This window comes from Rhizobium sp. ZX09 (genome assembly GCF_017357485.1).
GTDB lineage: Bacteria > Pseudomonadota > Alphaproteobacteria > Rhizobiales > Rhizobiaceae > Agrobacterium > Agrobacterium pusense.
The window spans coordinates 1,766,615-1,791,475 of record NZ_CP031364.1 but is presented as its reverse complement, the minus strand read 5'-3'; the positions used below and the strand labels follow the sequence as shown (position 1 = coordinate 1,791,475).

The window sequence follows — 24,861 nt, the reverse complement described above, 5'->3', positions numbered from 1 at the left end:
GCGGTTCCATGGGCGCCGGAGCGTCATGAAAAGCGGTAATGCAATCTCACACAGCCCTTGTCGATTGCTGTTGCACTTATCAGCGTCGGGCTTGCCCGGTAACCGGTCAAGGGAAAGAGAGGCTGGCCGGAGCCTAGTATTTCAGGGATGACGTATATTTCGATCTCATCCAGCGCGCCGCGCTCCATGAAGGCCATCTGCAGCCGGCCCCCGCCGAGCATCCAGACATCGCCGTCATCGAGCGCACGCAATTCCTCGATCAGCGAGTCCAGGTCGGCGCGCACTTCCAGCGCGCCTTTCGGCTGCTCGATCGGCCGCGACGTGACGACGATGACACGGTGGCCGTCATAGGCCCAGGGGCTCTGCTCCCCGGCAATGAAATCGTAGGTCGCCCGCCCCATGACCACGGTCCTTATCCCCGTCAGGAACAGGCGATAATCATGCTCGCCGAGGTCCATGTCGTCATACTTGTAGAGCCAGTCGAGAGACCCGTCTCCCGCTACGATCAAGCCGTCCAGACTGGCAGCTATATATCCACGAATGATTGCCATTCCACCCTCCTTGATTTATAAATGAATATTCGTTTATAAATATCCTCATGCCAAGACACAAGCTTGTTTCCGATGAAGAGGTACTTAACGCCCTGCTGCCGCTGATGTTGCAGACAGGGCCTGACGGCCTGACCTTTGCTGCCGCGGCCAAAGCCAGTGGCCTCTCTGCCGCTACGCTGGTACAGCGCTACGGCAACCGCGAAGACCTTGTGGAGTCTGTGCTGATGCGCGCATGGGACAACCTGCTGGCGCAGACGCGGACAGCGGACGAGGAGGAGCCGTTAACGCCACAGGGCGCGATATCGCTGCTGATGCGGCTTATGCCGGGCGACGCTGCAGAACAGAACGCCTGTGACGGGCTCCTGCTGCTCAGGGAGGATATCCGCAATCCGAAACTCAGGGCGAAAGGTGCCCTCTGGGGCAAGATTCTCGCACAATCGCTGGGGCGCCGGGTCTCGAAAGATGAAGAAACCGCAGCCAGTCTCGGCTGGCAGATGGCTGCCGTCTGGCAGGGCGCACACACGTGGTGGGCGTTCACCCGCGGTGAAGATGCGGATTCGGCAATTCGAAGAGCGCTTCAGGACTGGGTAGACATGGTGGAACGGGCTGGGCGGTGAAATTCGGGGGTACTGTCGGTGTCTCAAGTCTTGACGGATCTGGCGCATTTGGCTCCCTCACGACGGGTGTTTCCATGGAGACGGCAGAAAACTGGTCGCTTGATGCAGCACTCCTTTTCAACATAGAGGACGATGGGGAAACATCAGCAGGCGCGAAACTCGGCGTCAGCAAGAAATTCTAGGCGCAAAGGCAAGCAAACTGAAGCGCCGTCCCGTTGGCTGGCCTGGGTGATCAGCACGGCGGCACGCCGTTGGCATGGCGTCAAAAAACCGCTTGACCTCAACCGCGATTGAGGTCCTACAAGTACGGTCACCTTGTTTTCGCAAGGCTCTTTCATCCTCTTGAGCGAACAGTTGACAAAGGAATACCCCATGGCTTTCCAGCTTCCCGACCTGCCCTATGCCCATGATGCGCTCGCCCCCTCGGGGATGTCCGAGGAGACGCTGAAGTTCCATCATGATCTTCATCACAAAGCCTATGTCGACAATCTCAACAAGGCGATATCAGGGACCGAGTGGGAAAACAGGAATCTCGAAGAGATCGTCCGAGGCACCTATGAGAAGGGTGCGGTGACGCAATCCGGCATATTCAACAACGCCTCCCAGCACTGGAACCACACTCTCTTCTGGGAAATCATGGGGCCTGAGCATCATGCGATGCCCAAGGTGCTGGAAGAGGCGCTGACACAGTCCTTCGGCTCGGTAGCATTGTTCAAGCAGAATTTCGCCCTTGCCGGCGCTTCCCAGTTCGGCTCTGGCTGGGCGTGGCTGGTGATTGATACCGATGGTTCTCTGAAAATCACCCGCACTGAAAACGGGGTCAATCCACTGTGCTCCAGACAGAAGGCGCTTCTTGGCTGCGATGTGTGGGAACACAGCTATTACATCGATTTCCGCAACAAGCGCCCGGCCTATATCGAGAACTTCCTCGATAATCTGGTGAACTGGCAGGCGGTCGCCAGTCGTCTCTGACCTGATTGAACCAATCTGGCCGGCGCCGCTACCTCGTGCGGCCTGTCGGCTCAGGCGCAGCCGGACAGCCGCCGTCCGGCTGCCATTTTGTTCGAGCACCCAGATGCCCTATGTCGTCACCGAAAACTGCATCGCCTGCAAATATATGGACTGTGTGGACGTCTGCCCGGTCGAATGTTTTTATGAAGGCGAGAACATGCTCGTCATCCATCCCGATCAATGTATCGACTGTGGCATTTGCGAGAGCGAGTGCCCCGCCGCAGCGATAAGGCCAGATACGGAGCCGGGACTGCACGTCTGGCTCGACCTTAACCGCCACTATTCCGGCATCTGGCCGCGCGTGCATCAAAAGAGAGCGCCGCCAGACAATGCCGATATCATGAATGGCGCGGCGGCCAAGTTTTCCATTTTTTCGAAAAATCCGGGAGCGGGCGGTTAGCCCGGCGTCGCATGTCTCATAATCTCAAGCTCATCGATGGCGGTGCGGTCAATCACGCGCATCTTCCGCTTAAAGCCTCCGCTACGCCGGCAGTCTCACCACGTGAGTTCAAGGACGCGATGAGCGCCCTCGCCTTCACCGTCGCGGTGGCCTCATCCGCCCATGGGGGTGAGCGGATCGGACGCACGATCACCTCCTTCATGCCGCTCAGCGCGGAGCCACCGCTTCTGATGATCTCCATCGACGCCAGCAGCCGTATGGTCGACCTCGTAGCCGCATGCCGGCGGTTTTCCGTCGCCGCGCTGTCCAGGGGCCAGGAAGAGATCGCCGACGTTTTCGCGGGGAAGGGAAACCTGCCGGATCGGTTTTCGATTGGCCAGTGGGATTCCTGGCCTTCAGGAAGCCCTCGGCTTGCCGGGGCGCTACTCTCCCTTGATTGCGAGCTCGTCGGCTCCGTTGATGCCGCCGACCACATCCTGTTCGTTGGCGCCATCACCGAATCGATCCCGGATCCCTCACGCAAAGCCCTGCTTTGGAGCGATCGCTCCTATACCGGCACCGTGGACGGCACAGATCTATGATGTTGTGAGGCCGCGCCCCTGCCATGCCTAAACGCTCGACAACGCCGGATGTCACAACGCATCCGGCGCGTCTACGTCACGCAGGTTCCGCTACCGCCTTTCCGGCGATTTCCGGCCATAGCCCTTCCGACGCTGCCATTAAGGCCGGCGTCGCGGCGGCCACCCAGGGAACGCCGGCCCCGTGGCGCGTACCGATCCGCACATCAAGACCCGCTTCCCTTGCGAGCACGACACCGCCGGCGATGTCCCACATCGTCGTCAATTTCTGCAAGTGACCGTCGAAGATGCCGCGCGCGGCAAAGGCGAGACCGATCGATGTCGAGCGTATGGATTCCACCACCCAGCCTGCGTGCCTGAGCCCCACATTCAGGGCCGCGACTTCTTCGGCGTCGGCGGCGGCGCTGTCGCCAAGCGACATGACCTGTACGTCCCCGAAAGGCACATGGCGGGCAAGGGGCTTGCCGTTCATGATGAGCCCAGTCCCGTCGGCCGCCGCATAGATATCCCCGAAGATCGGCATGGCGACGACGCCGAGTTCCGGTCGGCCATTACGCACGAAGCCGAGCGAGATGCCCCAGAGCGGCGAACCGCGCAGGAAATTGGCGGTGCCGTCGATCGGATCGATTACCCAGTAGGCGTCATCGGCCACACCGCCCATTTCTTCGCCCAGCACGGTTTCTCCGGGAAAGGCAGCAGCCAGACGGTCGCGGACGAGCCTTTCAACCGTGGTATCGGCTTCCGAGACGAAATCCTGAAAGCCTTTCGTGCGGGTGGCGATGGCGTCGCGCGCCTCGAAAAAGCGAAGGGCAAGGCCCATCGCTTCCTCGATGATGCCGACGGCGCTTTCAAGACGCGCGTTCATCTTACCCATGCCCTGCCCGTCTCGCCGGCGCCGGTCTTCCGCCAACGGGTGAAGGCTTCGACCTCATCGGTCTGGATCGCACCAACGCCAACTTCGGCAAGGGCACCCCAGACGGCTTCGGGATTTGAAAGCGCCCGCGTATCGTTGAAATCGAGGCAATGGGACACATCGAGCGAGTTGATCCACAGGCGGATGTTCTGGCGCTCCATCTCAGCCCGGCCTTCGGCAAGATCGGCGATATCGGTGAATTTCACCTCGATCATCGGCGCCTTCAACGCCTCGATGCGACGCAGATCCTCGGCAAACTTGCCCTTCCGGACCGGGAACATCGGCATATGCGGGATTTTGCCGAACCAGTCGGCATCCAGCACTTCGAAATGGCCGGCCTCAGGATCGATATCGGTCTTTACCAGCACCTGATCCTCGACGCCAAGCCGCAAAACGGTTTCTATCACCTGCGGCAGATCGCGGGTGAATTTCGTGTCGATATTGACGGTGATCCTGCCGCGCGCCTCTTCCAGCAATTCTTCCAGCGTCGGCACGCATTCATCCGTCACGCCGGCTGCATCGCCTCCTGCACCGGCTCTCAGCTTTGCTGCGCGAACCAGCTCGAAGGGCAATTCGCTCACCGTCCCTTTGCCTGTCGTGGTGCGGTCGAGTGTTTCATCGTGAATGACGACCAGCCTGCCATCGGCCGTCGCCTGTGTATCGATCTCGATCATCTCGACGCCAGCTGCAACCGCGGCCCGGACAGAGGCGAGCGAGTTTTCCGCGGTGGCGGTCCAGAAGCCGCGATGGGCAATGGTCAGGATGGCCGGATTGTCGCGCGAGCTGAGCGCAAGCACATTGCAGGAATGGGAGGTCTTACGGGAGGCTGCAAGAGTTTGGTGCATTGTTTCCACTTTCGGACGTTGCAATTACCGGGCTTAAATGCCCCGGATCAGATTTTCCCCATGCCCGCCGCCATCAGATCGTCGCGCAGGATGCGGCCGGCGATGATGAAGACGATGAGCGCGGGGAGAAGCAGGATGAAGGAGACGATCGCGGCGAGCGGCAGCTGCATCGAATAAGGATCAAGATACATGTAGAGCTTGATCGGCAGGGTCTCGACGACGGGTGCGCCGACGATGAAGGACTTGTCGAATTCCTCGAAGCTGCCGATGAAGGACATCAGCCCGCCGGCGAGAAGGCCGGGCACGGCCAGCGGCAATATGATGTGCAGGACGATGCCGGCAGTTCCCGCTCCGAGCGAGCGCGCGGCATGGATGAGATCATCTGGAATGGTCTCCAACGCCGCCGTCATCAGCCGGATCATAAGCGGCAGGGTGCCGACGATCTGCACGAGAATGACCCCGGTTAACGAATAGGCGAGGCCGAATAGAAGAAACACCTGCCCGATGCCGACGGCGACGACCAGCCCCGGAATGATGATTGGTGCCAGAACGAAAATTTCCACCAGCCGTTTCAGCCGAAATGGAAAACGCGCCATGGCCCAGGCCGTGGGCAGCGCAATGGCCGCCGTCAGGAAGGTGACGACGATGGCGATGACGATGCTGTTGATCGCCGCCCGGATGAGGCTTGTGTCGCTGAGAATACCTGCCCAACGCACTGTCGTGTAATCCTTCGGCACGATGAGCGGCGGCGACCATCCATCGGCGATGCTCCAGAGAAACATCAGCGCCAGCGGCAGGGCGATGGCAAGTGTCAGTGCTCCATAAAGCCCGATGGAGACGAATATCCTGTCTTCGGGTGTAAAGGCGCGGCGGCGTGCGATGGCGGGTTCGATGGTAACAGCGCTCATCATGCGTCTCCTCGGGTTTGGCTGGGGCCGATGCGGGATGTCAGTGAATAATAAAGAATGAGCACGCAGATCGCGAAGAGGCTCAGCACCATGCCCATAGCATAGACTTGGTTGAAACGGCCCTGATTGAACTCCTGGATCATCAGCACCGAAAGCGGCCGGGCCGTGGGCGGGCCGACGATGTCGGGGATGGCGTAGGATCCCATGGAGCCGATGAAGGTAAGAAGAATGGCGGCGGTGATGCCAGGCATGGCGAGTGGCACTTCCACGAAGAAAAATGTCTTCAGCCGTGACGCGCCGAGCGTGCGCGAGGCATAACGTATATCCTCGGGAATGGCGGCAAAGGCGCTGGTGATGATCAGCGTCATGAAAGGTATCTGTTTCCAGACACTGGCGAGAATGACGCCGACGCCCCAGTCGTCGCGCACGAGCTTGGGCAGTTCGAGCCCCAGTGGTGCCACCAGCCGGTCGAGGAACCCGCCTCTTTCGAAAACGACGATCACCATGAGGCCGACAATGATCCCGGGCACCGCCATCGGCAGCTTGTAAAGGCCGCTGAACAGTTTGCGCCCGAGAAAGCTCTTGCGGATCAGAAGCGCCAGCGGAACCGAGGCCGCAAGCGAGACGACGACAGGCATGACGCCGTAATAGATGGAGGTCGTCAGACCACGGATCATCGACGGGCGGGTGAAAATCCGCTGGTAGAACATCACCGTTAGGTTGCCATCCTCTTGCCTGAAACTACCGATCAGCGCCGAGATGAGCGGCCCGCCAAAGAAAACGAGAAGATATCCAACACCCGGCGAGAGCAGGAAAAGAAGCTGCGCGCGCCTGTTTCGAAGGAGCCCGGTCATCATGCCGCCTCCCCCGCCATCCTGTCATCGAGAAGATGGACCGAACCGGGAAACTGCAGGGCGACCCTTTGGCCGGCATCGATTAGGGTTTCCGCGCCGGACTGGCTGACCCTTATCTGGCGGCCGCCGATCTCCACCGTATAGAGCGCGTTGGCCCCCATGAAGGAAACGGCGGAAACCGTACCGGCACCGGCCCGATCGGAGCAGATATTGATATTTTCCGGTCGAACCGAAATCTGGACGTTGCCGGCTGCTGCCCGATCCAATGTCACGGACGGGCCCCACGGCAATTGCGCCTGCTGGCCTTCGGCGGAGACCGGCAGAAGATTGGTCTGGCCAAGAAAGCCGGCGGTAAAGGCGTGTTTGGGCGCGCGGTAAAGCTCTAGCGGCGTGCCGATCTCGACCACCCGGCCGGCATTCATGACGACGATCCGGTCCGACATCGTCATGGCTTCGGCCTGATCATGCGTCACATAAAGGCTGGTGGCGCCGATACGGCGATGAAGTTCGGTCAGTTCATGGCGCAGCGTATCGCGGAGTTTAGCGTCGAGGTTGGAGAGCGGTTCGTCAAACAGAAGCAGGCTTGGCTGCATGACGATGGCGCGTGCCAAAGCAACACGCTGTTGCTGGCCGCCGGACAATTGCCGGGGCATGCGATCCACCAGAGCGGTGAGATTGCAAATCTCCAGCGCATGGGCGATGCGCCGTGCCCGCTCATCCTTCGCAACCTTCTTCATCTTCAGGCCGAAACCGAGATTTTTGGCGACCGACATATGCGGGAAAAGCGCATAGGATTGGAAAACCATGGCGATATCACGCGCTTCCGGCGGCGCCTGATCGATGCGCTTGCCGCCGAGGCGGATTTCGCCGCCCGAAGGCTGGCTGATGCCGGTGAGGATGCGCAAGAGCGTGGACTTGCCGCAACCTGAGGGCCCGAGGATGGTGACGAATTCGCCCCGCTCCACGGTGAGCGACACCGGATGAAGCGCGCGGCTCGCCCCGTAATCCTTGCTGATATTGCTTATTTCGAGTTCATTCATGGCGAGCCTCCCTCATATTTTTTGACCAAGGATATCCGGACCGTGCATGCCGCTTGCGGCCGCACGGTCCACCAATCCTGCCGGCGTTACTGGTTGAGGACTTTTTCATCGAGCGCTTCGGCAAGCGCAGTCGACATGTCCCAGAAAGCCGGCATCGACAGGCGCGGATAGACGCTCTGCTGCAACACATGGTCCTGCACGGCCTTCGGCATCAGATCATTGGTGACATCGGCGCGCGGAGAGCGGGAAGCCTTGTTTTCCAGCTTCCAGAGCTGGAATTCCTTGCTCATCGCCATGTCGATCAGAAGCAGCGCGGCGGCGACGTTCTTGGCATTGGCCGGCACGAACATGGCGTCGCCCGAGCCGACCTGGCCCTTTTCCAGAAGTGTGACGCGGAAGCTGTCGGGCAACTGCTTGGTGCCGAGGAAGCTCATGACCTGGTCTTCCCAGACTGTGCCCATGTATAGCTGCTGGTTGTTGATGAGGTTGAGCGTATCGGCATTACCGTTGGTCAGTTCGGCCACGGCCAGAAGACGGCGGTAGTAGTCCCAGACGGGCGTAAGGCACTCTGACTCCATTGCCCAGTCTTCAGCCTGCTGAAGCGTCTGGTTATAATCCGTCAATTGCTTGCGGCAGTCGCCGGTCAGATAATTGAGTGCCACGGAATAGATAAAGCCGCCGCCCGAGCCGCCCTTGGCCGGCAGGGTGACGCCAAGCCGCTTGGGGTTTTTTTCAGCCCAGACGAGAAGGTCCTCGAAGCTCCTCGGCACGTCTTCGGCCTTCACGAAGGCCGAGTCATAACCGATCGCGGTCTGGTTGAGGTGCACCAGCGGGAAGCTGCCGCCATGCGCCTTGCCGAAGATGGTTTCAGCCATTTCCGGATTGTAGTTGGCCATGTTCGGCAGGATTTTCGTGAGCGCAATATTGCCGACGACGTCCTTGGCAGAGAGCAGCGGATAGCTGCCGCCACCGGCGAAATAAGCGTCGACGGGCGAATCCTGCCCTGCCGCCTGTACCGCGATGAGCTGCTGGTTCGCCTGATCGCCCTTCACGTCGCTATAGGCAACCTTGATGCCATATTTGGCTTCGAAACGGGTAATCAGTTCCTTCCACGTATCGGCAAAACTGCCGGCGAAATTATACATCGTCACCGTGCCTTCGGTTTTGGCGACGGGAACGACGACGTCGTAGAAATTGTCGCGCGTGACCTTGGACAGATCGAAGTCGAGGTTTTTCATGTTGCTGTCAGCCGATAGGCATGGCGCTGCCGTCGTCGCCAGCGCAAACGCGGCGATCGCAAGAAATTTCATGCGCATTGAATGGTTCCTCCTGAGGACCCGTTGTTAACCAGCTCCTTATTAATACACTTTAAGTGTAATATTTGTGACAGTCCAGTGAAAAATGCTGTCGCAAACCGATGCTCCATGTTGCCGCGGCCTCGCACAGCCGTTATCCAAATGGCCATGACAACAGATCAGACGCCGCACCAAACCTTCGACCGTCAGCCGCTTGCCAGCGAAAACGAGCGTCTCATTCTGGATATCGTGCGCCGCCAAAGCCCCATTGCCCGCGCCTCGATCACCGGTCACACGAACCTTACGCAGCAATCGGTACACCGGCTGATTGACGGCCTGCTGGAGCGCGGGCTTCTGCGTACCGGCGCACCGCTCAAGGGCACACGCGGCCAGCCGAGCCCGACCATCGAACTCGTGCCGGAAGCGGCCTATTCGCTTGGCATTTCCATCAACACCGACTCCGTGGTGATCTGCATCGCCGATTTCCGTTGCGATGTCATTGTCGAGGAAAAGCTTGACATGCTTCCGGAGGACCGGGAAGAGACGCTCGCGGCCTTGGCGTTGGCGCTCGAACGGCTGCTGGCGGAACACGGCATTCCGCGCGAACGACTACTTGGTCTCGGTTTTTCCATGTCCGGCTTTTTCGTGTCGGAGGACCGCGCCTTCAACGCGCCTGAACCTCTTCGCGACTGGTCGCTGATGGACCTGAAGCCTATCCTTGAGAAACGGTTCCAACTGCCTGTCTGGCTGGAGAACAACGCCACCACAGGCGCGATCGGCGAAAGCCTTCGGGGTGTCGGTTCCTGGTGCCAGACCTTCGCCTATCTGTCCTTCAATTACGGCTTCGGCGGCGGCTTGATCCTCGGCGGGCAACCGTTCTACGGCTTCCATGGCAATGCCGGCGAATTCAGCGGCATATACAGCCCGGATGAATCGCCCAAACGGCCGGCCCTGCAATATCTGATCGCCACCCTGCAGAAAAACGGCGTCGACATTCATTCGATCGAACCACTCTATCAGCAGTTCGACCCCGCATGGCCGGGCGTTGAGGAATGGCTGGACGAGACCATGCCGCAGGTGGACAGGCTGGTGGCGAGCCTTATCGCAGTCCTCGATCCCCAGGCCATCGTCTTCGGCGGACAATTGCCGCGCGCACTTGGCCAGATGATGATCGACCGCACACACATGCCTTCCCAGCGCGAGCACCGTTATGGCGTCGGCCCGAAGGAGGCAAAGCTGGTTCTCAGCGAAACCGTGGGTGATCCCTCCGCAATCGGCGCAGCACTGCTGCCGCTCCGTGTACGCTTTTTCGTTTGATGTGGGTGGTTCGCCCGGTATCCGTTCAACCATGCGGCGATTAAATCGCCCGAGAGATGCGGATATGCCCGGAGGCTCCGGGCATTCTCGTTAACGGCTTTAGCCCTCCGGCAAGACCGGAGCATGCCTGTTATTTCTTGACCGCAACCGCCTCGTTGATCTTGGCGATGTCATCTTCCAGAACCTTGTAGGTCTGATCGAGCGTCAACTCACCGACGATAAGCTGGCTCATGCGCTGCACGATCTGTTGATACATGGCGCTGCCACCCTTGGCGCGTTCGAAATCACGCGCGGCCTGCGGCACGTTCTTTTTGTTGTCGAGGAAGACCTGCATCGCCGCCTTGGCGTTTTCGCTCTTCAGCTTGTATTGCGGATCGGCAATCTCCGCGCCCGTCAGGATGACGTAGTTTTCAGCGATTTCCCGCTGAACCTTTTCGGAGCCGAGGAACTCGATGAAATGGGCCACATCTTCAGGGTATTTGGTGCGCTTGAAGCCAACGATCGCGGTGCCACCAGGCATCGCGTAGCATCCCGCATCGCCGCAGGGAGCATTGATCGCGGTCCATTCGAAGGTGTCGCCGATCTTGTTCTGGAACGGATTGACCATCCAGTTGCCGGCCAGATACGTCACGACATTGCCGTTGACGAACTCGTCACCCATATTTTTGTACTGCGAACCCCCGGCCGCACCCCACATTTCCCTGGGGAAGCTGCCGTTTTGCGTCCATGAGAAGAGATCGGCGATGTATTTTTTCGCCGCATCATCAGGGAAGCTGAACTTGCCGTCCTTCACATAAGTCGAGCCGTAAGAGAAGGCGCCGCCGGAGAAACGGTGGCCGGACCGGTCCATGGTGAAGGGGATCTGCACGCCCGTCGCGTTGGCGACACGGGCGGATGCCTCGACGATCTCGCTCAACTTCGCCGTTGGGCCGGGTAAGGGCTCCCCGGCTTGCTCGAACAGCGTCTTGTTGACGAAGGGCAGGTTCAGCGTCTGCGACGCCATGTAGCCATTGATCGACTTCGGATCGTTGACATTGGGCAGGCGAAGCTGGTCGAGGCTTGCACCATGCAGTTTCGCGAAGGCGTCCGCATCCCTCATGTAAGGCCGCATGTCGAGATAATAGGGCGCGAGCTGCCAGTCGGTGATCTTGGCAATATCGGGGCCCTCGCCCACCGCCAGCTGCACTGGCAGCTGCTTAGAAACGGCATCATAACCCGACGATACGAAATTGATCTTCACGCCGGGATTGGCCGTCTCGAACTCCTTGCTGAGCGCTGCCATGCGCTGCACATAACCCTGATCGTCATCGGTAAAAAGAAATGTGATCGTGCGGGTCTCGGCCTGCGCGGCCGAAAGACCGGCCACAGAGGCAAATACCAGGGCGCTGACACCCGAAAACAATTTCATCATGCTCATCCTCCCAATGAAAACATTTTCATAAATCGAATAAAAGCTCCTCTGCTTACTTCGATTTGTGATGTTTTGCGGCTTGACAGAATAAACGTCAAGCTGTTTGTTCTGGCGAAATTGCACAAATCGACGCCGAGAGGCAAAAACATTTTTGTGAAAATAATTTCATTACCGATCGACGGGAGGCGATCCATTATGCCGGATGGACCATTTACGGCGAACACGTCGGAGCCCACATACACCGTCACGGACGGGGAGACGGTAACCGCCTGGATCGTCTCCGATCTCGTGGAAACATCGTTTCCGGGCACGCCGGCACCGGCGGAAGATCGGGTCAACTACCGTTTCATCAACGGTTTTGTCGATGTCGGCGACCTTCCCTGCCGCAAGGCCTTCCAGCAGACCATGGTTGGCCGCCACATAGCCCCCGATACCGGCTGGCCAGTCTCCCACCTCAACCTGCCCGGTTCCAATCGCCGCGTCGAATTCACCGGCTTCTGGCATGCTCCGACCCATGTGCAGCGCTGGCTGAAGGGCACATTTCGCAGCGAGACTGCACGGAAAGCGCATTTCCGGCTGCGAACCTGTGGCGGCGTTCGCATCTGGGTAGGCGGCGTCGAGCAGGTCCGTTTCGAACCCTTTATCCGCAATGTCGAAAGCAGCCGTGACATCGCGCTCGATCTTGCGGCCGGTGACAACGAGGTCCTGCTTCTCTGCGAGGATCTGGCGGAGCGAGACATCATCTGGTTCTTCGAACTTGAGGTTATTGATCCCGCGCCGCTCACCGTCGTGTTGCCGGTGCCGCTCGACCGGGAAGAGACGAAGCGCCTGGCCGCGCTGGTACGTGACGTGCACCCTGCCCGCGACGTGTTTTCTGGCAGCGCCCTCGAACTCGTCTTTGGCGCAGCGCCGGCAAGCGATCTGCCGGTGCACATCGCCGTCAAAAGCCATGGCCATGAGCGCGCCGCGCTTGCGGAAGTGGATACGGTGCTGAAAGCCGGGCAATCCTCACTGACGATCCCCGAAACAATAGGCATTGCCGACGGGTATCACGGCGTCAGGATCACCCTCGGATCGGGTTCCGGCACTGTCACCCGCGTCATCGACGCCGCCTTCATGCGTGATATCGCGCCGGAAGCATCCTCTAACGACATCAATGAACGGAAGAAGGCGGCGCTTTCCTTCAGCGCCCGTTTCGGCGCCTGGCGCATCGGCCGCGCGCTTGCCATGGTCGCCACCGGCAGCGATGACATCGAGACGATCGGCGGCATCATCGATGCAACGCTGCACTCCATCGACAGGCGCGAAGACTGCTCGGATTTCATCATGATCCCGCTGCTGTGGCTGGTGCGTGCTCATGGGGCCCGGTTGCCTGCAGATATGCGGGCACGGATCGATGCTTCGATCCTCGGTTATCGCTACTGGGTAGACGAGCCCGGCAATGACGTCATGTGGTTCTGGAGCGAAAACCACGTCCTTTGCTTCCACACCAGCCAGCTGCTGGCCGGCGACTATCTGCCGGACGCCACCTTCACCGCGTCCGACCGTACCGGGCGCGAGCAGGCCGCTCTGGCAGCTGAGCGGCTGGAGCGCTGGTTTGACAGCGTCGAGGCGCATGGGTTGGCCGAGTGGAATTCGGCCGCCTATTACCCCGTCGATTTCATCGGCCTTCTCGCCATCGAACATTGGGCGGGGCCGGAACTTGCCGCCCGCGCGCGCCACCAGCTCGATCTCATTTTCGAGATGATCGCGCTGCATACACTGGGCGGCGTTCCCTCCGGTTCGCAAGGGCGGGCTTATGACAAGGAGCTGCGCGCCGGGCCGCTGACGGAACTGGCGCCCTTTGCTGAGGTCGCGTTCGGGAAAGGCTGGCTCAACAGCGGCGTCGCCTCGCTGCCGATGTTCTGCTGCGGAGATTACCTGCCGCCGGCGCATCTTGCCGCCCTCTCCCAGCTGGAAAGCGGCCGTGTGGTCGAAGCCCGGTATGCCCAGGGGCTGGAGCCCGGCAAACTCGTGCTGTTCAAGAACGAGGCCGCCCAGCTTTCCACCGTTGTCGATCACAAGACCGGCCGCAGGGGTCACCAGCAGCACGTCATTGATATCAAGATTGCCGGCCACCCGATGGCGCGACTGTGGGTCAATCATCCCGGTGAAGACGATCCCTGGGGCAGCCAGCGCCCCTCTTATTGGGCGGGGAGTGGCATCCTGCCGCGCGTAGCGCAGCACCGCGATTTGGCGATGCTGATCTTCGATACCGAAGATCACCGCAACGACTGGACCCACGCCTATCTCGGCCGCGACGGGCTGGAGGAGGTGATGATGGAAGACAACTGGCTCATCACCCGTTCCGGCCGCGGCTTCGCGGCCCTTTACGCGACGAACGGACTTGAACCCGTCACCTCTGGTGCCACCGCCAACCGCGAGATTAGATCGCCCGGCCGCCGCGCCGGCTGGATCGGCGTTATCGGCTGCGGTGACGCGCAAGCCTTCGCCGGCTTCCGCGCGAAAATTCTCGCCACACGGGTCACCTTCGATGCCGAAAGCCGACTGCTCGCAGTCACGCCACCCGGCGGGCCAGAACTTACTCTCAACTGGGACGGCGCCTTCACTATCGGCGGACAGGCCATGGCCTTCGACCATGACCAGCCGCAACCGAAAATCACCTTCGACAGCGCCCACCCCGCATCGGGCAGCGCCGCAAAACCCTTCTACTCCTAAGCGGATTTGACAGATGAACCAGCCAAGCATGGAAAAAGACACTCTCAGAACGACCATCGACAATGTCGCCGCCGCCTTCAGCCGCCTCAAAGGCATTCAGGAAGGTCTGGTCAGCGGCAGTTCCGATGGCAAGATCCAGTTCGATGAATGGGATTGGGAAGTGGGTGTTGGCCTCTATGGTTTCCTGCGCCGGGCGCTCGCCGCCAACGACCAGAAGGCATTGGACGACCTCGTGACATGGTACGGCTGGCAGATCGACCGTGGCCTGCCGCCGCGCCAGATCAACAGCTCCGCACCGATGCTGCCGCTCGTCATCCTGACAGAATATGTCGACCGGCCGGATTTCCGCGCGCTGGTGGAAGATTGGGCCGACTGGCTTGTGCATGAATTGCCAAAAACCGAAGATGGCGGCTTCCAGCATGTCGTCAAGGAACGGCTCAATGAGGGGGAGCTCTGGGACGACACGCTGTTCATGGCCTGCCTGTTCCTCGCCCGCGCCGGCGTTGTCTGCAAACGGCAGGACTGGATCGACGAGGCCGTCTACCAGTTCATGATCCATGCGCGCTATCTCTCCGACCCCGTCACCGGGCTCTGGTATCACGGCTGGACCTTCAACGGCCGCCACAATTTTGCGGATGCCTTCTGGGCGCGCGGCAATTCATGGATCACTGTCGCCATCCCCGAACTCTTTGAACTGGTGCCGACACTTGCTCAGAAGGACAAACGTTTCCTCGCCAATGTGCTTTCAAGCCAGGCGCGGTCGCTGAGAAAATATCAGCGTGAAGACGGCATGTTTCATACGCTGCTCGATGACCCGACCTCACCGGTCGAGACGTCGGCGACGGCCGGCATCGCCTATGGCATTCTGCGCGGCATCGAGGCCGGCATTCTCGGTGAAGAGAACCGTCCGCATGCGGAACGCGCGCTGAAGGCGGTGCTCGGCAATATCGATGACGAAGGCGTCGTTCACGGCGTCTCCGACGGCACGCCGATGGGCCACGATCTCGATTTTTACCGCCGCATCCCCAACCTGCCCACGCCCTACGGGCAGGCACTGACGATGCTGCTTCTGATCGACGTTTTTCTGAAAAGGCCAAAGGCATCGTGAGCATCATGAACATCAATCAGGACATCACAGTTGCGGCCAGTGGCCTCGATGCCACGGCGACCATCCAGCAGGCTATCGATGCCGTGTCATCAGCAGGCGGCGGGCGCGTTTCTCTCTCGGCCGGACGACATGTCAGCGCCGGTCTCCGGCTCAAAAGCGGCGTGGAACTGCACCTTGCCGCAGACGCGGTACTCGCCCCCGTTTCCGATTATGACGCTTATGCACTGACCCGGGTTTCAGTGATTGCCGAAGACTCCGATCGCGGCATGATCACCGCCAAGGGCGCAAGCAATATCGCCGTGACCGGTCCGGGCCGCATCGAGGCCGGCGGCGAGAACTTCATCATTGGCGATGATACGGCCATGGGCACCTATATCCCGGCAAAAAAACGCCCACGCGTGATGGTGCTGGAAGCCTGCCGGAACGTGCGCCTTGAAAACCTGAACGTCAGTGGCTCCCCCATGTGGACGCTGCATATGGTCGATTGCGAGGACCTTCATTTCCGCAATCTGCGCATCGAAAACGACCGCCGCCTGCCCAATACGGACGGCATCGTGCTCGATGCCTGCCGTCGTGCGCTGATCGAGGATTGCTTCATCTCGACTGCGGATGACGGCATCTGCCTCAAGACCAGTGCCGGGCCGGATGGCAAGGCAGTGGGCGTGTGCGCCAGTATCGCGGTTCGCCGCTGCACCGTTTCCAGCATGAGCTGCGCGCTGAAGCTCGGCACCGAATCCTTCGGCGATTTCACCAATGTGGTGTTCGAAGACTGCAAGGTGGTGCAGTCAAATCGCGGCATGGGTCTTTTCTCCCGTGATGGCGGCGCCATGCGCAACATCCGCTTTTCACGCATCGAGGCCGAGTGCCATGAAACGCCGGGTGGTTTCTGGGGCTCTGGCGAAGCCGTGACAGTCACTGTCGTTGACCGCCGCCCCGAACGGCAGGCAGGCAGGGTGGACAATCTTGTTATCGAAGATTTGAGCGGTTCGATGGAGGGTGCAATCAACCTCGTATCCACCTCGGCAGCCGGCATTCACAATGTCAGGCTTGCGCGCATCACGTTGGCGCAGGAACCCGGCAAGCTCGGCACCGGCCTGCAATATGACCTGCGTCCCACCAATGCCGATATTGCGCCAAGCGCCGATGCGGCCGGCCGCGCCAATGCCTGGACCCAGGACGCACATGGCCGGATCGTCGGTATGGAGGATTATCCGGGCGGCATGCCCGCGATCTATCTTGAGGGCGTTCACAGTTTTTCGGCTGATGATGTCGCCATCAAAAGAGCAATGCCCTTGCCCGAGGGTTGGAACAGCCAGGAGATCGTCGCGACGGCGAGCTCGGTTGAAGGGAGCAGGTGATGGGAAGTCTGAAACTCGAAAACCTCAACAAGGCGTTCGGCGCCGTTCACGTCCTGCATGATATCGATCTCCAGATCGAAAACGGCGAATTCGTCGTTTTCGTCGGCCCGTCGGGCTGCGGAAAATCGACGCTTCTGCGCATCATCGCCGGTCTTGAGGACGTCACATCTGGCAGCATCGCCATCGGAAATCGCGATGTCAGCGCACTGTCGCCGGCAGAACGCAAGATCGCCATGGTCTTCCAGTCCTACGCGCTTTATCCGCATATGAGCGTGCGCAAGAACCTCGCCTTCGGCCTGGAAAACCTGCGCTTCAAGCGGTCGGAAATCGAAAACCGCATCAACGAGGCGGCGCGTATGCTCGCCATCGAACCCTATCTCGACCGCAAGCCGAAACAGCTTTCCGGCGGCCAGCGCCAGCGCGTCGCCATCGGCCGCGCCATCGTGCGCGAGCCTGACATCTTCCTGTTCGACGAGCCGCTGTCGAACCTCGATGCCGCACTGCGCGTGCAGACACGCGCCGAAATCACCCGGCTGCATCGCGATATCAAGACGACGATGATCTATGTCACCCACGATCAGGTGGAAGCCATGACCATGGCCGACAAGATCGTCGTGCTGCGCGCCGGGCGCATCGAACAGGTGGGCAGCCCGCTTGAGCTTTTCGATAATCCGCGCAATCTCTTCGTCGCCGGTTTCCTCGGTTCGCCGCGCATGAACATCCTCAAGGGCACCATCACCAAAGGCAGCGACGGCAGCATTGCCATCGATGCCGGCCATGGCGTGGCGCTCCCCTGCCTTGTCGATCCCGCAACCGTCAGTCCCGGGCAGGCGGTTCTGGCGGGCATACGACCCTCGCATTTCACCGTCGTGGATGACGGTCTGCCCTTCGAGGTGCAATACCACGAAAGCCTGGGCACCGAGACCTATCTCTACGGCAATATCAAGGGTGTGAAGGACCAGATCATCGTGCATCAGGCCGGCCATTTCGCGCCCGCCTCCGGCGCGGTGCTCAAAATCATGCCGGCACGTGAGAAGGTTCATGTCTTCGATCCCGCCACCGAACTGGCGCTGCCGCGCCTTGCGGGCGAAGGGAGAGGGTAGCATGGCCAATCCGACGCTTGCGAGACTGTCCGACCGTGCGCTCGACGCCGTGATGGCGATTGCCGAAGTGCCGCTCAACTTCATCGAGCGGCTGATCGGCAAAAGGCGCATGCCCTATATCTTCCTGATGCCGAACCTCGTTCTTTTTGGCATCTTCACCTTCCTGCCGATTGCGATTGCGGTCGGTTATGCCTTCACCGGCGGCACCGAACTTTTGATCACCGACCGCCCCTTTGTCGGTTTGGAGAATTTCGGCAAGCTGCTGGATTGCCAGAGCTATATGGACCCGGGAAGCTGCCGGGAATCGCTGTTCTGGACGGCAATCTGGAACACGCTTTGGTTTGTCGGTTTGAATGTCATCGCCACGTTGCTGGTCGCGCTCGTAACCGCCCTCATCCTCAACAGGGCGATAGCCGCGCGCGGTTTCTTCCGCGCCATGTTCTTTTATCCCGTCCTGCTGTCGCCCGTCGTCATCGGCCTCATCTGGAAATGGTTTCTGGACCGCAACGGCCTGCTCAACGCCTTCTTCCAGATGCTGGGCGTGCCGCCGGAAATCTTCCTGCTGGATGTCGGCTGGTCGCGCTTTTTCGTGGTGGTCGTTTCGGTCTGGTTCCACATGGGCTTTTATACGCTGATCCTGCTCGCCGGCCTTCAGGCCATCCCGAAGGATCTCTACGAAGCCGCCGCCATCGATGCCGCCTCGCCCCGGCGCACGCTTTTGCGCATCACCCTGCCGCTTCTCGGCCCCAACCTGCTCGTCGTGCTCATCCTGTTGATGATCCGCTCGGTGCAGATATTTGATGAAGCCTGGGTTTTGACGAATGGTGGCGGGCCAGGCACGGCCAATACGTTTGTGGTGCAATATATCTACCAGATGGCCTTCGGCAGCGATCTCAGGCTGTTTGGCCTCGCATCCGCCGCATCGGTGCTGATGGGCCTTGTGCTTCTTGCGCTCACCCTCGTGCAATTGCGTCTCGGCAAAAAGATGGAGTCCTGACCATGTCCAATGCCGTCTCTTTCCTCACGCGCACCCGCCGTCCCGGCCGGATCGGCCTCACCGATATCCTCTCCTGGGTCTGGCTCATCGGCGGCACACTTGCCGTCCTCATCCCGGTTGTCTGGGCCGCAATGTCATCGCTGAAACCGGAAGCCGAGATCACGCGGTTTCCGCCAAGCCTCCTGCCGCGCGCTGCCGTGCAAGTGGAGGTTCAGGGCTACGACAGGCCGCTCAGCCTGTGGAAGGCCACCATCGACGGCGCAGAGCGTGAGATGGCCATGGTCCGCCGCATCGGCCTCAAAGCCCAGATGGTGGACCCAGCCAATCCGGGCCCGCCAACAAGCGTCGACACACGGGAAATAACGCCGGTTCAGAAGCTGACCATCGCGACGGAGAACTTCACCGATCCCCTGACACAGTTCAGCTTCCTCACCTTCCTCAAGAACTCGGTCTTCGTCACCGTCGTCGCAACGGTCCTGACGCTGATCGTCAACGCCATGGCAGCCTTTGCGCTCTCCAAATACCGTTTCCGTGGCGAAAAGGCGATCTTCGTGCTGATCATCTCGACGCTGATGATCCCGCTCACCGTCGTCATGGTGCCGGCCTATCTCGTCATCGTCGGTGTCGGTCTCGTCGATAATCTCTGGGGTGTCATCATTCCCACCGTCGCGACACCGACAGGCTTTTTCTGCTCCGGCAATATATGCTGACCATCCCCGACGAACTGATCGAGGCGGCGCGCGTCGATGCCGCCAGCGAATTCCGCATCTTCTGGCGCATCATCCTGCCGCTGACGGCCCCGGCGCTCGCGGTTCTCGCCATATTCTCGGTTTTGTGGCGCTGGAACGACTTCCTCTGGCCGCTAATCGTTCTCAGCAGCCGTGAGAATTTCACGCTGCAGGTGGGGTTGAACGCCTTTCAGGGCGAGTTCTCTGTGCAATGGCACTATATCCTCGCCATGACCTTCCTCAGCCTGGCACCCGTCACGGTCGTGTTCCTGTTCCTCCAGCGCTACATCACGACAGGCATCGCCGGAACGGGAATGAAATAGCGGCTTCGCAGGCATTCGCAACGAACGCCACAGAAAGAAAAAGGGAGATGTTGTTTGCAACATCTCCCCTTTCGTTCATTTGGTGACGCGATGATCAGTCGTCGGAGCCCATCGCATCGTAAGAGTCGCGCTCGCCGGCGATGATGGCGCGCTTGCCGACATGGTTGGCAGGTCCGACAATGCCTTCCTGCTCCATTCGCTCCACCAGCGAGGCGGCGCGGTTATAGCCCACCGAAAGGCGGCGCTGGATATAGGAGGTCGAGCACTTCTTGTCGCGCATCACGATTTTGACGGCCTTTTCATAGAGGTCATCGCTGTCGTCGTCGCCCATCGAGGTCTTGTCGAAGACAGCCGTATCCTCTTCCGCCTCTTCTTCCGCTTCCTCGGCATCTTCCGTGACCGTGCCCAGATATTCCGGACGACCCTGCGTCTTCAGATGCGCCACGACCTTTTCAACTTCCTCGTCGGACACGAAGGGGCCGTGAACACGGGCGATGCGGCCACCGCCCATCATGTGCAGCATGTCGCCCTGGCCGAGCAGATGCTCCGCCCCCTGCTCACCAAGAATGGTGCGGCTGTCGATCTTCGAGGTGACCTGGAAGGAGATGCGGGTCGGGAAGTTGGCCTTGATCGTGCCCGTGATGACATCGACCGAGGGACGCTGGGTTGCCATGATGAGATGGATGCCGGCGGCGCGCGCCATCTGCGCCAGACGCTGGATCGCACCTTCGATCTCCTTGCCGGCGACCATCATCAGGTCGGCCATTTCATCGACGATGACAACGATATAAGGCATCGCCGTCAGGTCCATTTCCTCCTGCTCATAGACCGCTTCGCCAGTGGCGCGATCGAAGCCGGTCTGGACATTGCAGAACACCGTCTCGCCCTTAGCACGGGCAGCAGCGGCCCTTGCATTGTAGCCATCAATATTGCGCACGCCGAGACGCGACATCTTGCGGTAGCGGTCTTCCATTTCACGCACCGCCCACTTCAACGCCATCACCGCCTTTTTCGGATCGGTGACGACAGGCGTCAGGAGATGCGGAATACCGTCATAGACCGAGAGCTCGAGCATCTTCGGGTCGACCATGATCAGGCGGCATTCTTCCGGCTTCAGGCGGTAGAGCAGCGACAGAATCATGGTGTTGATGGCGACGGACTTGCCCGAACCGGTGGTACCGGCCACCAGAAGGTGCGGCATCTTCGCAAGTTCGGCGATAACCGGTTCGCCGCCGATGGTCTTGCCGAGGCAAAGGGCAAGCTTCTGGCGTGTCTCGGCGTAATCCTGCGCCTCGATCAGTTCGCGCAGGTAAACCGTCTCGCGCACCGGGTTCGGCAGCTCGATGCCGATGACATTGCGGCCGGGCACGACCGCAACGCGAGCCGAGAGCGCCGACATGGAGCGCGCGATATCGTCAGAGAGACCGATGACACGCGAGGACTTGACGCCAGGGGCGGGCTCGAATTCATAGAGCGTGACGACAGGACCAGGACGGACATCGATGATCTCACCCTTGATGCCGAAATCCTCGAGCACGCTTTCGAGTAGACCGGCGCTCTGTTCCAGGGCTTCCGGTGTCATGGTCGTGGTCTGCTGGACGCGGGCTTCCTGCAGGAGGTCAATCGAAGGATACTCATATTCCCCATCGGCGAAGACAGGTGCTTCACGGAACATGGGCTGAGAGGACTGGATAGGCGCTCGCGGCGTAAAACGCGGCTCGGCAACGATCCTTTCGACCGGCTGAATCTGCTCAGCAAGCTGCTGCGGCGCGACAGCCATGGCAGCTTCCGCTATCGGCTGCGACGTGAACTCCTGTTCGGGAGCCACGCCGGCGGCTGGAATGAATGCCTGCCGCACGCCGATTTCCCGATAGAGCCGGATGGCGTTGCCGCCGGGTACGGTGACAACCGGTGGCTCGGCCGAAAGGATGACCGGGGCGGCTGCGGGCGAGACGGGAGCGACAGCCATTGCGGATGAAGGCCCTGTCAGAACGGTGTTTACAGGCGCCGGAGCTGCGGGCGCCGAAACGGAAAATGCGCTCCGCACCTCGGCGGTAAGAGCTTCAGCCGCATCGCCGGGCAGATCAAGCGTCATCACTTCCCAGAACAGCTCATCCGGCAGATGGGCGGCAAAGGCGGGAATGGAAGTCTGCGTCTCAGCTTCCGGCTGCGCGGCAGGTTGCGGCTCAATCGTCTGCGGCGCTGCGGGTTCCGCATCGGGCGCGGCAGACGTCGATGAAGATGGATCCCGCACGGCTGCGGCAGCCTCTTCCGCCTGTTTACGGGCAAGCTCCAGCCGCAATTTGTAAGTCAAGGCGCGAGCACCGCGCGCGTCGGGCGGCTGCGGCAGAAACGGCATGCGCGGCGGCGCAATGCGTTGCTCGGCCGGCTTCTCGGCGGGCTGGGGTGCCGGCGCATCCTGGCGAACCGCCGTCTCGGGCTCTGCGGCAGCCGGTACGGAGGCAGCGGGCGCCTCCTCGTCCGGGATATTCGGCGTCTCCACCGGCATACGCCGGTTAAAGACGCTCTCCGGCGTGCGGGTAAAGCGGACATTCGGGCCAAGCACGAAGGCATTCTGCCACCCGGGCATCTCGGCACGGCCTTCGATGGCATCGGCTGCGATCACGTCAGCATTCTGCCGCGGCGCTGCACCTGCAGCCGTCACGATCGTCCGCTGCCCCGAAGGCGTCTGGACACCTGCATGACGGGCGTTTTCGCTCCCCTCCCCTACGCTATTGGACGAATTCTGAAATCTGGATCGGGAGAAGCTCATGGCAGCGTGCACACTCATCATAAACGTACATATTTCGGTCTCCTTGAAATAAAAAATAAAGGTTAATTACCCCTTTCCAAACGGGGTCGTACCGACGGATTTTCAACCGCTCCACAGGTTCGCAGCGCCATCCGCTGCCTCGCAAAACACATATCAAACGCTTGGTTTCATTCGGTTATGTCGAGTTTTCCGCCGTGAATTCGCCGCTGATGGCGGACTGGAGAACCGAATTTTCCGAGACGGGGCATATTGTTTCCGCAAAGCTCTCCGCAACGTAAAATCATTGCTGTAAAGGGCGCGAATTAACGTGGACACTGCCGAGGTTGCAGCCTTAAGATCGGCGCGCCGCGGGCCAAGCGGAAAAGCCCGCCTCGCCCTCATTCCGGAGTGAAATTCATGTCGCCTGTCCAGCTTTCCCGCCGCTCGCTTCTCAAGACCTCGCTCGTGCTGGCCGCAACCACGGGATTGGCGGGAATTACCGTCGCACAGGAGAAATTTGGCGGGCGACTGATCGTCGCGGCCGATTCGGAACCGAAAAACCTCAATCCGGCCATCGTTGCCTCCAACGGCGTGTTTTACATCGCCAGCAAGATCGTCGAGCCCCTGGCCGAGGCCTCCTTTAACGGCACCGACGGGCTGGAGCCGCGACTTGCGACGGAATGGCAGGGAGCCGATGACGGGCTCAGCGCCACCTTCAAGCTGCGCGAGGGTGTGACATGGCATGACGGCAAGCCATTCACCTCGGCGGACGTTGCGTTTTCGGCGCTTTCCGTCTGGAAACCGCTGCAAAATCTCGGGCGGCTGGTCTTTGCCAATCTCCAGACGGTGGAAACGCCTGATGACCACACGGCGATTTTCCGCTTTTCCAAACCCACGCCGTTCCAGCTCATCCGCAATGCGCTGCCGGTGGTTACCAGCGTCGTGCCGAAACACCTCTATGAAGGTACCGACATCGCCACAAATCCGGCCAATACTAAACCGGTGGGCACTGGGCCTTTTGTCTTTTCCGAATATAAACCTGGCGAATATTACCGCCTGACGCGGAACCCGAACTATTGGGGCAAGGGTCAGCCGCAGCTCGAGGAAATCATCTATCGCGTCCTTCCCGATCGGGCCGGCGCGGCCTCTGCGCTGGAGGCCGAAGAAATCCAGCTTGCCGCGTTTTCAGCCGTGCCGCTAGCCGATCTCGCCCGCATCGCCAAGGAGCCCGGCATAAAGGTTATTGCGGATGGCTATGAGGCACTGACCTATCAGCTGGTGGTGGAAATCAACCATCGCCGCAAGGAACTGGCGGATCTCAGAGTCAGAAAGGCGATCGCGCACGCCATCGACAGGAAATTCGTCATCGACAAGGTCTTTCTCGGTTACGCCACTGCATCGACCGGCCCCGTACCGAAGAATGCGCCGGAATTTTACACTGATGACGTTGAGACCTATGATTTCGACGTCGCCAGGGCCAACGCTCTTCTGGATGAGGCGGGTTATCCGCGAGGTGCGAACGGAACACGTTTTTCGCTGAAGCTTCTGCCCGCGCCCTACTTCGATGAGACCCGCCAATTCGGTTCTTATCTGCGGCAGGCGCTTCAGGAAATCGGGATTGATGCAGAACTGGTAAACAATGACGCCGCGGCGCACCAGAAGGCCGTTTACACCGACCACGCCTTCGATCTCGCCATCGCGCCGCCGGTGTTCCGCGGTGATCCGGCAATATCGACCACGATTCTGGTCCGTTCCGGCATTCCGGCCGGCGTCGGCTTCTCCAATCAGGGCGGCTACGAGAACAAGACGCTGGACGAATTGATCGACAAGGCGGCGATAACAGTGGATGCCGCCGCGCGCACGGCGCTTTACAAGGACTTCCAGAAGCAGGTCACGGCCGATCTGCCGCTGATCAACGTCGCCGAGTGGGGTTTCATCACTGTGGCGCGCGATACGGTCAAACATGTCGCCAGTAATCCTCGGTGGGCGGTGTCCAACTGGGCGGATACGGCGGTGGATACCTGAGGCAACACC

At 60.3% G+C, this 24,861-nt stretch carries 20 protein-coding genes and 1 pseudogene; 12 read left to right on the top strand and 9 right to left on the bottom strand.

Features of this window, described 5'->3' with window-relative positions:
* Positions 1–23: 23 nt before the first annotated feature.
* Positions 24–551 (bottom strand): dihydrofolate reductase family protein, encoded by a 528-nt coding sequence (locus tag BTN45_RS22860; protein ID WP_207591239.1) that lies wholly within the window; start codon positions 549–551, stop codon positions 24–26.
* A gap of 47 nt (positions 552–598) precedes the next feature.
* On the opposite strand from BTN45_RS22860, the gene BTN45_RS22855 reads away from it, so the two are divergent.
* From BTN45_RS22855 to BTN45_RS22835, 4 genes are all read left to right on the top strand, one after another.
* Positions 599–1,168, top strand: a complete 570-nt coding sequence (locus tag BTN45_RS22855; RefSeq protein WP_035208226.1) for a TetR/AcrR family transcriptional regulator — start codon at positions 599–601, stop codon at positions 1,166–1,168.
* Between the two features lie 372 nt (positions 1,169–1,540).
* Positions 1,541–2,140, top strand: a complete 600-nt coding sequence (locus BTN45_RS22845; protein WP_035208225.1) for a superoxide dismutase — start codon at positions 1,541–1,543, stop codon at positions 2,138–2,140.
* 103 nt (positions 2,141–2,243) lie between these two features.
* Positions 2,244–2,579: a ferredoxin FdxA gene (gene fdxA, locus BTN45_RS22840; protein WP_035208224.1), complete on the top strand. Its 336-nt coding sequence runs from the start codon at positions 2,244–2,246 to the stop codon at positions 2,577–2,579.
* Between the two features lie 11 nt (positions 2,580–2,590).
* A complete protein-coding gene (locus tag BTN45_RS22835) occupies positions 2,591–3,160 on the top strand; it encodes a flavin reductase family protein (protein WP_035208222.1) in 570 nt (189 codons plus the stop codon).
* Positions 3,161–3,236: 76 nt separating this feature from the next.
* Here BTN45_RS22835 and BTN45_RS22830 read toward each other — a convergent pair whose 3' ends face one another.
* The 6 genes from BTN45_RS22830 to BTN45_RS22805 all read right to left on the bottom strand — a co-directional run bounded on the left by BTN45_RS22830 (position 3,237) and on the right by BTN45_RS22805 (position 9,033).
* Positions 3,237–4,022, bottom strand: a complete 786-nt coding sequence (locus BTN45_RS22830) for an inositol monophosphatase family protein (RefSeq protein WP_035208221.1) — start codon at positions 4,020–4,022, stop codon at positions 3,237–3,239.
* On the bottom strand, positions 4,019–4,915 hold the full coding sequence (locus BTN45_RS22825) for a glycerophosphodiester phosphodiesterase family protein (RefSeq protein WP_207591236.1): 897 nt from the start codon (positions 4,913–4,915) through the stop codon (positions 4,019–4,021). Before BTN45_RS22825 ends, BTN45_RS22830 begins: the two co-directional genes overlap by 4 nt.
* A gap of 47 nt (positions 4,916–4,962) precedes the next feature.
* Positions 4,963–5,823: an ABC transporter permease gene (locus tag BTN45_RS22820; protein WP_081093252.1), complete on the bottom strand. Its 861-nt coding sequence runs from the start codon at positions 5,821–5,823 to the stop codon at positions 4,963–4,965.
* Positions 5,823–6,677: an ABC transporter permease gene (locus BTN45_RS22815; protein ID WP_207591728.1), complete on the bottom strand. Its 855-nt coding sequence runs from the start codon at positions 6,675–6,677 to the stop codon at positions 5,823–5,825. The genes BTN45_RS22820 and BTN45_RS22815 overlap by 1 nt, the downstream gene beginning before the upstream one ends.
* Positions 6,677–7,717 carry an ABC transporter ATP-binding protein gene (locus BTN45_RS22810; RefSeq protein ID WP_207591235.1) on the bottom strand — a complete coding sequence of 347 codons (1,041 nt, stop codon included), beginning with the start codon at positions 7,715–7,717 and terminating at the stop codon, positions 6,677–6,679. Before BTN45_RS22810 ends, BTN45_RS22815 begins: the two co-directional genes overlap by 1 nt.
* 86 nt (positions 7,718–7,803) lie before the next feature.
* On the bottom strand, positions 7,804–9,033 hold the full coding sequence (locus BTN45_RS22805; protein ID WP_035208215.1) for an extracellular solute-binding protein: 1,230 nt from the start codon (positions 9,031–9,033) through the stop codon (positions 7,804–7,806).
* Between the two features lie 147 nt (positions 9,034–9,180).
* On the opposite strand from BTN45_RS22805, the gene BTN45_RS22800 reads away from it, so the two are divergent.
* Complete coding sequence (locus BTN45_RS22800; protein WP_207591234.1) at positions 9,181–10,329, top strand: ROK family protein; 1,149 nt, start codon at positions 9,181–9,183, stop codon at positions 10,327–10,329.
* Positions 10,330–10,459: 130 nt separating this feature from the next.
* Here the strand turns inward: BTN45_RS22800 and BTN45_RS22795 are convergent, their stop codons facing one another.
* Positions 10,460–11,740 (bottom strand): ABC transporter substrate-binding protein, encoded by a 1,281-nt coding sequence (locus BTN45_RS22795; RefSeq protein WP_207591233.1) that lies wholly within the window; start codon positions 11,738–11,740, stop codon positions 10,460–10,462.
* Positions 11,741–11,935: 195 nt separating this feature from the next.
* Between BTN45_RS22795 and BTN45_RS22790 the strand changes: the two genes are divergently transcribed.
* From BTN45_RS22790 to BTN45_RS22765, 6 genes and pseudogenes are all read left to right on the top strand, one after another.
* The gene (locus tag BTN45_RS22790) at positions 11,936–14,458 is read left to right on the top strand and encodes a hypothetical protein (protein WP_207591232.1); all 2,523 of its coding nucleotides are present in this window, start codon (positions 11,936–11,938) and stop codon (positions 14,456–14,458) included.
* 13 nt (positions 14,459–14,471) lie between these two features.
* The gene (locus BTN45_RS22785; protein ID WP_207591230.1) at positions 14,472–15,566 is read left to right on the top strand and encodes a glycoside hydrolase family 105 protein; all 1,095 of its coding nucleotides are present in this window, start codon (positions 14,472–14,474) and stop codon (positions 15,564–15,566) included.
* Between the two features lie 5 nt (positions 15,567–15,571).
* Positions 15,572–16,924 (top strand): glycoside hydrolase family 28 protein, encoded by a 1,353-nt coding sequence (locus tag BTN45_RS22780; RefSeq protein ID WP_207591228.1) that lies wholly within the window; start codon positions 15,572–15,574, stop codon positions 16,922–16,924.
* Positions 16,924–18,027, top strand: coding sequence for a sn-glycerol-3-phosphate ABC transporter ATP-binding protein UgpC (gene ugpC / locus BTN45_RS22775; protein WP_207591226.1), 1,104 nt, complete (start codon positions 16,924–16,926; stop codon positions 18,025–18,027). The genes BTN45_RS22780 and ugpC overlap by 1 nt, the downstream gene beginning before the upstream one ends.
* Before the next feature lies 1 nt (position 18,028).
* Positions 18,029–19,024, top strand: coding sequence for a sugar ABC transporter permease (locus BTN45_RS22770; RefSeq protein ID WP_207591224.1), 996 nt, complete (start codon positions 18,029–18,031; stop codon positions 19,022–19,024).
* 2 nt (positions 19,025–19,026) lie between these two features.
* A pseudogene (locus BTN45_RS22765) lies at positions 19,027–20,075 on the top strand (carbohydrate ABC transporter permease).
* Between the two features lie 94 nt (positions 20,076–20,169).
* Here BTN45_RS22765 and BTN45_RS22760 read toward each other — a convergent pair.
* Positions 20,170–22,665 carry a DNA translocase FtsK gene (locus tag BTN45_RS22760; RefSeq protein ID WP_246751752.1) on the bottom strand — a complete coding sequence of 832 codons (2,496 nt, stop codon included), beginning with the start codon at positions 22,663–22,665 and terminating at the stop codon, positions 20,170–20,172.
* Positions 22,666–23,244: 579 nt separating this feature from the next.
* On the opposite strand from BTN45_RS22760, the gene BTN45_RS22755 reads away from it, so the two are divergent.
* Entirely contained in the window at positions 23,245–24,852 is a 1,608-nt protein-coding gene (locus BTN45_RS22755) for an ABC transporter substrate-binding protein (RefSeq protein ID WP_207591220.1), read from the top strand.
* Positions 24,853–24,861: the final 9 nt, after the last annotated feature.